This window comes from Mycobacterium sp. (genome assembly GCF_019243155.1).
Classification (GTDB): Bacteria; Actinomycetota; Actinomycetes; order Mycobacteriales; family Mycobacteriaceae; genus Mycobacterium.
The window spans coordinates 1-11,974 of the sequence record NZ_JAFAUS010000004.1; the positions used below are offsets into that span (position 1 = coordinate 1).

At 67.1% G+C, this 11,974-nt stretch carries 9 protein-coding genes; 1 reads left to right on the forward strand and 8 read right to left on the reverse strand.

The genetic code is table 11. The annotated features are described in order from the left end of the window. Nucleotides 1–26 precede the first annotated feature (26 nt). From JOZ00_RS00315 to JOZ00_RS00325, 3 genes are read right to left on the reverse strand one after another with little or no spacing between them, the layout of a single operon-like run. Nucleotides 27–1,346: a polyketide synthase gene (locus JOZ00_RS00315; RefSeq protein WP_293338293.1), complete on the reverse strand. Its 1,320-nt coding sequence runs from the start codon at nt 1,344–1,346 to the stop codon at nt 27–29. Beyond that, on the reverse strand, nt 1,343–2,080 hold the full coding sequence (locus tag JOZ00_RS00320) for an alpha/beta fold hydrolase (RefSeq protein ID WP_293338295.1): 738 nt from the start codon (nt 2,078–2,080) through the stop codon (nt 1,343–1,345). Before JOZ00_RS00320 ends, JOZ00_RS00315 begins: the two co-directional genes overlap by 4 nt. A gap of 23 nt (nt 2,081–2,103) precedes the next feature. Next, nucleotides 2,104–5,607, reverse strand: a complete 3,504-nt coding sequence (locus JOZ00_RS00325; protein ID WP_293338297.1) for an amino acid adenylation domain-containing protein — start codon at nt 5,605–5,607, stop codon at nt 2,104–2,106. A 97-nt stretch (nt 5,608–5,704) separates the two neighbouring features. On the opposite strand from JOZ00_RS00325, the gene JOZ00_RS00330 reads away from it, so the two are divergent. After that, on the forward strand, nt 5,705–7,354 hold the full coding sequence (locus tag JOZ00_RS00330; protein ID WP_293338299.1) for an AMP-binding protein: 1,650 nt from the start codon (nt 5,705–5,707) through the stop codon (nt 7,352–7,354). A 21-nt stretch (nt 7,355–7,375) separates the two neighbouring features. Here the strand turns inward: JOZ00_RS00330 and JOZ00_RS00335 are convergent, their stop codons facing one another. From JOZ00_RS00335 to JOZ00_RS00355, 5 genes are all read right to left on the reverse strand, one after another. Beyond that, nucleotides 7,376–7,984 (reverse strand): TetR/AcrR family transcriptional regulator, encoded by a 609-nt coding sequence (locus tag JOZ00_RS00335; protein WP_293338301.1) that lies wholly within the window; start codon nt 7,982–7,984, stop codon nt 7,376–7,378. A gap of 64 nt (nt 7,985–8,048) precedes the next feature. Then, a complete protein-coding gene (locus JOZ00_RS00340) occupies nt 8,049–8,792 on the reverse strand; it encodes a maleylpyruvate isomerase family mycothiol-dependent enzyme (RefSeq protein WP_293338303.1) in 744 nt (247 codons plus the stop codon). 86 nt (nt 8,793–8,878) lie between these two features. Further along, nucleotides 8,879–9,745, reverse strand: coding sequence for an alpha/beta hydrolase (locus JOZ00_RS00345; protein ID WP_293338305.1), 867 nt, complete (start codon nt 9,743–9,745; stop codon nt 8,879–8,881). A gap of 52 nt (nt 9,746–9,797) precedes the next feature. After that, nucleotides 9,798–11,246 (reverse strand): FAD-binding oxidoreductase, encoded by a 1,449-nt coding sequence (locus JOZ00_RS00350; protein WP_293338307.1) that lies wholly within the window; start codon nt 11,244–11,246, stop codon nt 9,798–9,800. 537 nt (nt 11,247–11,783) lie between these two features. Further along, nucleotides 11,784–11,974, reverse strand: a 191-nt coding sequence (locus JOZ00_RS00355; RefSeq protein WP_293338309.1) for a hypothetical protein, incomplete at its 5' end; no start/stop codon positions are given.

Sequence of the window (11,974 nt, forward strand, 5' to 3'; positions counted from 1 at the left end):
CCCGTCCGGCAACGGATAAGTGAGCATCATGCGACCTCGGGAACGGAGACGATCAGGTGCGCGTTGGTGCCGGCGATCCCGAATGCCGAAGCGGCGGCTATGCGCTGGCCGTCGACGGCCGGCCACGGGGTCAGCGTCTGCGCGAGCCGCAAACCCTGCCTTTCCCACTCGATTTCGGGGCTGGCATCGGCGGCGTGCAGGGAGGGCGGTACGGCGCCGTGTTCGGCGGAGACCAGAACTTTGGCCAGCCCCAGCGCACCGGCGGCCGCCAGCGAATGGCCGACGTTGGATTTCACCGAACCCAGCAGCGCTCCGGCGCCTGGTTCAGTGTCGCCGTAAGTCTGTGCCAGCGAATGCAATTCGGTGCGGTCGCCGAGCCGCGTCCCGGTGCCGTGCCCCTCGATCATGCCCACCTCGCCGGGCTTGACTCCCGCCTGGGTGATGGCCCGCTGGAACAGCCGGACCTGGGCGTCGCCGCTGGGGGCGCTCAGACCGGCGCTGCGTCCGTCCTGGTTCATGGCGGTGGCCCGTACCTCGGCCACGACCGGGCGGCCGGCTCGAAGCGCGGCCGATTTCCGTTGCAGCACAAACATTGCCGCACCCTCGGCCCACACCGTTCCGCTGGCCTGCGCGCTGTAGGGGCGGCAGTGACCGTCATCGGAAAGGGCGTGTTGCTTGGAGAACTCGACGAAGAACCCGGGCGAGCCCAGCACGTTGACCCCGCCGGCCAGCGCCAGGTCGCAGTCATCGTTCTGCAGCGAGCGCACGGCGACGTGAAAGGCCACCAGCGCGGACGCGCACGACGAATCCAGTGTCACGGCCGGACCGGTCAACCCCAGGGTGTACGCGATGCGGCCGGAGATGACGCTCAGCGCGGTTCCCGCGAGGAGATGCCCACTGTGCTCGGAGAAATTGGCCATCTCGGGGCCGTAGCCGGTGGCGGACGCGCCGACGAAACAACCCACGTCGTGACCCGCGAGGTCGTCGGGGTTGATGCCGCTGTTCTCCAGGGCGCGCCAGGCGACCCGAAGCGACACCCGCTGCTGGGGGTCCATCACGACCGCCTCGCGGGGCGATATGCCGAAGAATTCTGGATCGAATGTTGTTGCGCCGCTAAGGAATCCGCCGCGATCGTGAATCTCTTTGAACCCGCTGCGACGCGAGCCCGCAAGCAGATCCCTGACCCGCCAACCACGATCGGTGGGAAAGGGTCCCAGCGCCTCACGACCGTGAGCCAGCAGGTCCCAGTAGCCGTCGGCGGTTTCGATGCCGCCCGGCGCCTCGACGCCCATGCCGACGATCACCACCGGGTCGAGGTCGAACTCGTTGTCAGACATCGGCGTCACTGCGCATTCACCTGCGCGGCGACGGCGTCGAGGTGGTCATAGACGTAGAAGTGACCGCCGTCGTACATCGACATCTCGAAGGACCCGTTGGTGTGCTTCTCCCACAACCTGAGCATGTCGCTGTCGATTCGATGATCATCGCGTCCGCCGAGCACATGGATATCCGCGCCGATGCGGACGTCGGGACTCGGGTCGTACCGGTTGAATGCCTCATAGTCCGCGCGGACCGCGGCGGTCAGCAATTCGGAAAACTCTTCGTCCGCAAGCAGTTCGGGGTCGGTGCCACCCAGATCGGCGATGTCCGCGAGCAGCCCGTCGTCACTGGTCGGCAGCTCGGGCATGTCGGCGACCATGCAAGGCGGTGGGCCTGACGATACCCACAGCTTCTGCACGGCGGCGCCGCGCTCTTCGACGATCCGGGCGAATTCGAAGGCGACGACGGCGCCCATGCTGTGCCCGAACAGCCGCAGCGGTCCGACGCTCTGCCACGGTGCCGCTCCGAAGAGTCCGAGAGCCAGGTCGTGCACGGTCTCGTGGGCGGGATGGGTGAGCCGGTCGGCCCGCTGCGGGTACTGCACGATGTAGGTGTCCCCGCCGCCGGCCAGGGCGGCCGCTAGCACCCGGTAGCTCGCCGCGGCCGCGCCGGCGTGCGGAAATACCACCGTGGCGCCCGCCGCCGGTCGGTCGCCACGCCCGGGCGTCAGCTTGATCCAGGACGGGAACGTAGCAGGCATACTGATCAGATTCATTGGCCCGGTCACGATTCAGCGGATTGCCGAGAGGCCGCCAGCACCGATTCAGCGTCCATGCCGATTACCTCCAGATACAACTCGGCCACCTGATCGAGCCGCCCGGGCTCGCGCTCGGCAGCACTGAGCAACCCGGCGAGCGCTGATACGGTTCGGTTGGCGAAGATGTCGGCGACCATGACGTCGGAAGCATCCAGCCAGGACCGAATTCTTGCCACCGCCTGGGTTGCCAACACCGAATCGCCGCCAAGCGCGAAGAAGTCATCATCGACACCGACGCGATCCTGATCGAGCAGCTCCGCGACGATGACGCACAGGGCGGACTCCAGCGGCGTCGACGGGGCTCGGTAACCGGGAGCCGTATCGGAGCCGGCGACCACGCCGGCCAATTGACTCGCGACGGCGCGGCGGTCAATCTTGCCTGCGTCGGTGAACGGGATGCTGTCAACCACCGACAGATGCCGCGGAATCATATGCGCGGGAAGCAATTCGGCGAGGGTCCCGCGGATTTGCTGAACCGTCAGCGTGGCGTCATCCAAAGACACCTGCCCGGCGAGTACGTCGGAGCCGGGTATTAGTGCCGCAACCGCCACGCGCACCCCTGGCACTCGCCGCATGGCGCTCTCAACCTCGCCGAGTTCGACGCGATAGCCGCTGACCTTGATCCGGTGATCGGCACGGCCGACGAATTCCAGGGTGCCGTCCGGCCAGTACCTGGCCAGATCGCCGGTGCGGTACCACCGTCGGTCGTCATGGGAGACAAAGCGTTCCGAAGTGAGCGCGGGCCGTCCGCGGTAGCCCCGCGCGACACCGCGGCCGGACACCCACAGCTCGCCGGCAACCCAGTCCGGGCAGTCGTCGCCCGCGTCGTCGACGACGCGGCAGGCGTTGTTGGGAAGCGGAACCCCGTACGGCAGGGCGGTCCAGTCCGCCGGCAGCGCACCCGGATCAAGCACCTCGAAAATCGTGTTGTGAACCGGGGTTTCGGTCGCACCCCCCAGTCCTGCGAACCGCAGATTGGGCGCCTCGGCGCGCAACCGGCGCGCCACCTCGGGCCGCACCCAGTCACCGCCGGTGGGCACCACTCGCACCGACGACAGTCGTCCGGCGCCGACCTCGATCAGCATCTCCAGCCAGCCCGGCATGAAGTGCAGCACGGTGACTTGGTGGGCGTCGATCAGCCGGGCCCAAGCATCTGGATCGCGACGCTGTGCCTCGTCGACCACCACGATCGCCCCGCCCGTGCGCAGGGTGACGAAGACGTCCATCACGGAGATGTCGCCTTCCAGGGTCGACAACGCGAGGCATCGGTCGGCGGCGCCGATCTCGAAGTGACGTCCGATGAATTCCACTGTGTTCATCGCGGCGTCGTGGGTGACCTCAACGCCTTTGGGCTCGCCCGTGGATCCCGACGTGAACAGGACGTAGGCGAGCTCGGCGGGATCGATTCTCGCGGAGGCGAAGTCGACGTCGGCAGGAGCGTCACGCAACAGCTCGGCGATTGTCACCTCGGGTACCGGCAGTGACAACCGCTGCCCCCCGCAGACCAGGGCCACGCGCACCCCGCCGGTCTCGAGAATGCGCTCGGCGCGGTCTCGCGGCTGGTCGACACCGATCGGCAGGTACGCGCCCCCGACGGCCAGGATGCCCAACAACGCCGGCACCTGCTCCGCGGTTTTCGGGCCCACCACGGCGACCGTGTCGCCGGTGCCGACGCCGGCCGCACCCAACGCCGCGGCCACCGCCATGGCCTGGTTGCGCAGCTGCGCGTAGCTGAGGTCACCGGAGCTCGCGAATACCGCCGGCGCGTCGGGCCGCCGCTCGGCTTGCCGAAAGAAGCCGTCGTGCAATGCCTCGCCGCTGCGGTCGGCGGCGCGACCGTTGACCGCGTCGCGCACCGCGCGCTGCGCGGCCGGCAGCGCCGGCGGGCCGGGCGCGTCCCAGGCGTCGTCCGTCGAGGCCAGGCGCAGCAGTTCTTCGATGTGGTAGCCGAACATCGCGTCGATGACACCCGGGGCGAAGACGCCGTCGCGCACATCCCAGTTCACCAGCACACCGCCGTCGAATTCGGTGACCTGCGCGTCGAGCAGCACTTGGGGTCCCTGCGAGATGATCCATTCGGGCGTGCCGAATTGATCGGTGACCTCGGGACCGAACAGTTCGCCGAGGCCGAGCGCGCTGGTGAACACCACGGGTGCCAGCACCTGGGCGCCGCGATGGCGGCTCAGGTCGCGAAGCACCGATAACCCGGGATAGGCGGAATGGGCGGCGGCTGTGCGCATCGCGTCCTGCACGACCTGTGTCCGCGTGGCCGCGGTGTCCGCACCGACGAGGTCGACGTCGAGTAACAGTGAGGACGTGAAGTCGCCGACCAACTTCTCGACGTCGGGGTGCAAGGCTTGGCGTCCGAACAGCGGGACGTTCAGCAGGAAGCGCGACGACGTCGACCACCGCGCCAAGACATTCGAGAAGGCCGCCGCCAGCGTCATCGCCGGGGTGACCCCGCGGGTCTGGGCGCGGGCGAACAGCGCGTCGCGGGTCGCCGGGTCCAGCCAGTGCCAGCGCCGGGTGCTCCGGTTGGAACGTAGGCCCGCGACCGACGGCAACGCGGGCGGATCGGGCATCTCGGGGATGCGCTGCGCCCACCACTGGCGGTCGGCGTCGCGCGTCGGCTGCGGCCGCGCGTCATCCGCCTCGATGGCCTGGCGGTATTGCCGATAGGTGTAGCCCAGTTCGGGCAGGTCGCGACCCAGATACAGGGCCGCCAGGTCGGACATCAGGGTGCGGTAGCTCATCGCGTCGGCGGCCTGCATGTCCAGATCGACGTGCAGGCGGGCGCGCTGGCGGGGCAGCAGTGTCAGCGCGAGCTCGAACACGGCGCCGTCGAGCTGCTGGTGTGATTTGGCGTCGCGGATGACCGCGAGCCGCTGATCGACCGCGGCCTCGCCCAGGTCGCGCAGGTCCTCGACGGTGACCGGAAAGTCACGGCTCTCTTCGATCGGCGCGATGCACTGGGTGCCGTCGGGCAGGAATCGCACCCGCAGCATCGGGTGGCGACGTGCCAGCGCGGTGGCCGCCGCGCACAGTCGCCGCGGGTCGACCGAACCGCCGTCGAACTCGACGTAGAGGTGCCCCGACACCCCGCCGAACTGCTGATCGTCGTGGCGACCGACCCACATCGCGTGTTGCATGGGGGCTAGCGCAAACGGGTCATCCTCCCTAGACGATCCGGCGCCCAAGCAGGACTGAGCCGGCGCGGCTTGCCCGTCGTCCGCTGGCGCGCCGGCGGTGACCAGCTCGGTCCACGCGTCGATCGTCGGCGTTGCCGCCAGCACGGCGAAATCGACGGCAATGCCTTGGCGGCGCCAGCGACCGGCCAGGGTCATCATGCGGATGGAGTCCAGGCCCTGGCCGATGAGGTTGCTCCCGGGGTGAACGGCATCGACACCGACCCCAAGCAGGTCGGCTACCTCCGCCCGGATGTGCTCCGAGCGTGCCGAGGCGTGCACCACAGACCCTCCCTGAATTAGCACAGGCTGCCCTAATTTTTTGGTTACCCTATCCTTACTCCCTGCGTCCCCGCTACTAACCCCCCGCCCGAGGAAGCCGATGAGCCCGAACACAACGCAGCCGCCAGCCGGAGTCCTCGACGGGTTCGTGCCATTCCCCGAAGATCGGGCTGCTGCGTACCGGGCTGCCGGTTACTGGACGGGACGGACCGTTGAATCGATCCTGACCGACGCGGCGCGGCGTTGGCCCGACAGAATTGCCGTGCTCGACGCCAAGGGGGGCGCCCGCTTCAGTTATTCGGACCTGGATGAAAAGGCTGACCGCGCCGCCGCCGGACTACTCGCTGTGGGTGTGGCACCCGGCGACCGGGTGCTGCTGCAACTGCCGAACAGTTGCCAGTTCGCGGTGGCGCTGTTCGGGCTGCTGCGGGCGGGGGCGATTCCCGTGATGTGTCTACCCGGTCACCGCGCCGCGGAACTGGGTCACTTCGCGGCGGTCAGCGAGGCGACCGGACTGCTGATCCCCGATGCGGCAGCAGGATTCGACTACCCTGCGATGGCTCGTGCTCTTGCCGAAGGCCATCCGGCGCTCGAGCATGTGATCGTCGACGGCAACCCGGGGCCGTTCACCTCGTGGGCGCAACTGCTCGAGCACGCGCCCGCCGACCTGCCCGAGACACACGTCGATCCGGAATCGCCTGCGCTGCTGCTGGTTTCGGGCGGCACCACCGGCACACCCAAATTGATTCCCCGCACCCACAACGACTATGTGTTCAACGCGACCGCCAGCGCCGAGTTGTGCCGACTCACGTCCGACGACGTCTATCTCGTGGTCCTGTCGGCCGGCCACAATTTCCCGCTGGCCTGCCCGGGTCTGCTCGGCGTGATGACGGTGGGCGCCACCACCGTGTTCGGCACCGATCCCAGCCCGGAGGCGGCTTTCGCCGCCATCGCCGAGCACGGCGTGACGGTGACCGCCTTGGTGCCGGCCCTGGCCAAACTTTGGGCTCAAGCCTGCGACTGGGAGCCGCTGACGCCAAAGTCTCTGCGGCTCTTGCAAGTCGGTGGGGCTCGACTGGAGCCCGACGACGCTCGCGCAGTACGCGCCGCGCTGGCTCCGGGCGTGCAGCAGGTGTTCGGGATGGCGGAGGGACTGCTGAACTACACCCGGCTCGACGATCCGCCGGAAGTCGTCGATCACACCCAGGGGCGGCCGCTGTGCGCGGACGACGAACTGCGCATCGTCGACGGCGCCGGTGATCCGGTGGCACCGGGCGAAGAGGGCGAACTGCTCGTCCGCGGGCCGTACACGCTCAACGGCTATTACCGCGCCGAGCGCGACAACGCACGTAGCTTCGATCCGCACGGCTTCTTCCGCAGCGGTGACCTGATCCGGCGCACGCACGACGGCTATCTGGTGGTCACCGGTCGGGTCAAGGACGTCATCTGCCGGGGCGGTGAAACCATTTCCGCTGCCGACCTGGAAGAGCAGGTGCTACGGCACCCGGCGATCTACTCGGCTGCGGCCGTGCCACTGCCCGACCCGTATCTTGGTGAAAAGATCTGCGCGGCAGTCGTTTTCACGGGACGTAAGGTGACGCTCTCGGAATTGAACGCCTACCTCGACGAGCGTGGCGTGGCCTCGCACGCCCGCCCCGACGTCCTTGTCGCCATGCCGACACTGCCCACCACGCCGATCGGCAAGGTCGACAAGAGGGCGATCGTCAGGCAGTTCACCACCGAAGCCTAGGCGTCGCAATCGGTTTGGCCGTCACGTGGCGCGCAACGCCTCGAGCAGCCTGTCCATCACCGCTCCGGCGTCCGCGCGGGCTTGCTGTTGATTTTCCGCGCGGGCGATGTAGAGCGTCGCCTCACGAAGTGCCCCCATGATCGTCAGCGCCGTCGCCTCGACCGGCTGGCGCGGGATACTCCCGGACTCGACGGCGTCGGTGAGCAGCCCCGTGACGAACCCGATGTTGTAGCGGTGTCCGATGTCGCTCCAGCGTTCCCATCCCAGCACCGCCAGCGCTTCCAGCAAGACGATGCGCTGAACCTCGGGCTCGGAGCAGGCATCCAGCCACAGCCCCGCGCACAGCCGCATGATCTCGACCGGATCGGATTGCCCCGCCGCCGCGACGGCTTCCCCCATCCGCGCGGCCATCTCGCCCTCCACTTGTTCGAACACCGCCGCGAATAATTCGGTCTTGTCGGCGAAATGGTGGTACAGGGCGCCGCGAGTCACCCCGGCGTCGCGCACGATCGTTTCCAGGGCCACCTCGGCGAATCCCTGCGACGCGAACAAAGGACGCGCCGCGGTGATCAAGGCGTCGCGGGTGTCGGCTGCGCGTTCGGCCTGGGTACGCCGACCATCCTGAGCCATCAAACCGTGCCTTTCATCGATATGCACTCTCATACATACCGTATGAAGGCCCGCGGGCCGTCGGTCAGAACACCCGCAACTGGCGGATCGTGTCCAGCACCGCCGCGTCGCCTTTGGCCTGAACGCCCAAAGCTTCCCAGGTGCCGCGTTGGGTGACCCATCGCACGAAGGCCTGGGAATCGGAGGTGATGCGGGCGGCCACGTCGGCGTCTCCCGCGCGCAGGGTCCGGGCGCACAATCCGTTCAGAGATATCTCGGCGCTCGCGCCTAACCCGTTGAGCAACTGCGCATTCTGCTGCGGCAACGCCGCCTCGATCCAGTCGAGCGTGGGTGCGAGTTGCTGTTCGTCGCAAGGCGGCGGCTCCCCCGGCACCGGTCCATCCGGACCGAACAGGTCGTACCGCAGGTGGATGAACTCCTCGAAGGCGAACGCCGCTGGTACGACCGAAGCGTGATACGTGCCGACGTCGCCCAGCGGTATCTCGACGTCTTGCCCCTCGACCGCGGCGAGCAATTCCAATCCTTTCGAGCTGACCGATTCATAGTCGGCCACAACCTCTTTCGGGGTCATCGAGCGACGTGACTCGACATAGACGTCCGCCGCGCGTTCGGCGGGCAACCCACCGGGGTCCGGCAGCTTCGACGCGTCGACGGCCAACCAGAAACTGCATGCCATGTGCGACAGCAGATCCTGCACCGACCAGCCCCGGCACCCGCTTTCTTTTGCCCACATCGAATCGGGCAGTTGCGAACAGAGCTCCAACACGGTCGTGCGGTCTTTCGCGATGGCTTCGAGCGCGGCACTCATTTGACGACCCCTCAGCTTCAGTTACATACATACGGTATGTATGAAGATACACACAGTATGTATGTGGTTCAAGTGCTGGCGACGTATCAGAGGCAGCCGCGAACGAGGTCGGCGAATTCCGACGCGCACTCGACGGGCGTGAGGTGACCGGCGTTTTGGCAGGAGTGCACCGTGATGTCCGAGAAAAAGCTGTCCAGCCGATCGGCCCACCGCCGCGGAAACACCGGATCGCGGTCGGGCCAGAGCACCTGGGTGGGAATGCCGATGCGCTGCGTCGGGTCGGGAACGCGTTCGCTCAACGAAAGAGCGACCGATCCCGCGCCGGCCCGGTACCACCCGATCGATGCGGTAAACGATCCTGGCGATTCGTAGCCTTCGGCGAGCCGGTCGAGATCGTCGTCGGCAATGGTGAACTGCGGACCGGACCAGTGATTCCAAAAGTGGCGCAAGTAAGCGCGTACGGCTCCCGGATTGCCATCGATCAGGTCGTCGGCGAGCGTCAGTTGGTGAAATGTCTGGTACCAGAACTGTTTCTGCGCCTCCGGCTCGAGAATGCGGTCGCCGATACCGGGAAGCGGTGGCGACAGGACCATGGCGGAGATCCGCTGGGGGTGCATGCGCGCCAGGGTTTGCGCGATACGGCTACCGATGTCGTAGCCACCGAGGACAACCCGGTCGAGGCCCAGCTGGTCGAGGAGTCCGACCACACTCCGAGCTTGGGCTTGCGCGCTATAACACTTGTTGGGGTCGCCGAGGTGCTTGTCCGACTCCCCGAAACCACGCAGGTCGGGCACCACGATGTCGCCGACGTCGGTAAGCCGGGCGACGACCGCGCGATGGTCCCAACGGTCGCCCGGCCACCCGTGCAGCAGCACGATCGATGGCCTCTCGGGTGACCCGAAGCGATCGAAGGCCAATCGGAACCCGTCGACCGGGTTGCTGAACGCGGTCATGATGCACCTGACGTCACGTCTGATTTTCGGCCCGAGGGCCAAGCATACGTGATCAGTAGTTCAGCCCGGAGAACATGATTCGGCCGGGGTCATACTTTTGCCGCACCGCGCTGAGCCGCGACAGGTTCGGTCCGAAGTACCGCGAAGCCGGTTGATTGGCCTCGATGTAGTTCACGTAACCGCCGACCGAATACTGTTGCACCGCTTGGTGTGCGGAGTTGAGCCAGTTGGTCGCGGCCGCGGGGTCGTTGGTTTCGACGTACCACTGCACCAACGCCGATTGCCGGCGCCATGGAAAGGCAGTGGCATTCGGCGCCACGGTGGCGAGCGCGCCGTCCATCGCGTGCATGATCGCCAACATGCGGCCGGCGCCGCGGGGGAAGGCGTTGACCGCCGCGGCGATCCCTTGGGCGACGCCCGCGTTGACGGTGGTGAAGACATCGGATCCACCGACGTATCCGAGCGGCTGCGGGTTGAGGTTCCCGACGGCGAGATAATTCACCAGATCCATGTAATTGAACGTGTGGTTCTCGACCCCGCTCGGTTGCATTCCCACGGCAGCCGCGATCGCGTTCGCGACGCTGCCTCCCGACCCGGCGGGGCAGGTCGCAAGGATGCGGCAGTGCGTTCCCATCGGGTCGACGGTGGCGTCCGCCAGTGCCCAGCTGCTTCGGTCGGCGGTGCGCAACCAGTTCTGCCAACCGACGAGCACCTGGGCGAACGACTGCGGCGGGTAGTTGAGGTTCACCGCGTCGACGTCGCGAGTGGGGAAGGTCGCGAAAGTCAAGGAAGTTGTCACGCCGAAATTGCCGCCGCCGCCACCGCGCAGCGCCCAGAAAAGATCGGGGTTGCTGGCGTTCGACGCCGTGACCGCCTGGCCGCTGGGCAGCACCACCGACGCCGACGTCAACTGATCACAGAGCAGGCCGGCATGCCGGGACTGGGCGCCCATCCCGCCACCGAGCGCGTGCCCCGCGGCGCCGACCGACGGACAGGTACCGGTCGGGACTCCCCTGCCGGCCGCGGCCAGCGTCCGGTGCATCGTGTACAGGCTCGTCGCCGGCGTCACCGTGATCTGCCCGCTGGAGGCGTCGTAGTTGGCGTCCCCGGGCAGCTGGCGCAGATCGAGCACCATGGTTCCGTTCGCCGTCGACGCTCCGATGTAGGAGTGCCCCCCACTGCGCGGAGCGACCTTGAGGTTGTGGGCCGCGGCGAAGGCCATAGCTTTCTGCACGTCCGCCGGCGATGTCGGCGTGACGATCGCCGCGGGGGTGAAGCCGTTGTAGTTGGTGTTGAAAACCTGCTTGGCGCCGCCGAATTGGGAACTGTCCGGCAGTAATACCTTGCCGCCGAGGGCGGTCGAAAGGCCGTCCCAGCCGGTGGCTGTCGGAGCCGCGGTCGCCCGGCCCGAACCGACACGGCCCGGCCCGAAAACGGCGCCAGCGGCTAACGCTCCCGCGGCGCCCCGCAGAAACGTCTGGCGCGAGATCTCACGCGCCAACGCCGTGCTCCCGCGAATGCGTCATGCCCCGCATCCTCGAACAAAGGGCGCGGAAAACCGTGGTGCCGCACGACGTGTCGGGTCGGTCGTGCGCTAACCGTTACCTCTTCTAGTCGAAACCGTTGCAAGGTGGCGCGATGCGGACCGCCGCCGTCGTAGAGGGAATGGAATCTGGGTAATCCGGCAGGTTCTCAGGCCGATCCAGCGCCTCGGACGCCCAGGACCGTTGCGCAAGGTCGGCCCGAAATCCGATTCCTTACGCGAGTAGGCGAAGCAAAGTTGACGACGTTGCGAGATTCCGGCAACCGTTGTCCGACGAGTCGGCGAACACCCCAGCCGCGCTGTTTCCCGGCAATCGGGGCCCGAAAGCCGACGTCGTTCTTCGGTAACCGCCTGCATTGTGATGCACGGCACATTTGGACATAATGTGTTGCAGAGGTCACAACATTGAGGAGCTTTATGGCCGGCGTGAACCGTTCGAACAAGCCCGTCGTCGTTGCAGCGCGTCCTCGCGACGCGATCCATCCACACCGAGTGCTAATGGCCTTGTTCGTTGTGGCGATCTTTATCTGCGCGGTCGCCGGCGTCATTGTGATGGCTTCGATGGGTCAGACCACGGCCGCCCTCGTCATCGCCCTGGTTGCCGGCGGAAGTTTCTGTACAGCCGCTCTCTGCTAGGACTTGGCGCCGCCCCGCCTTCACTTGGTTCGCTTGCCTGGCGATTCCGT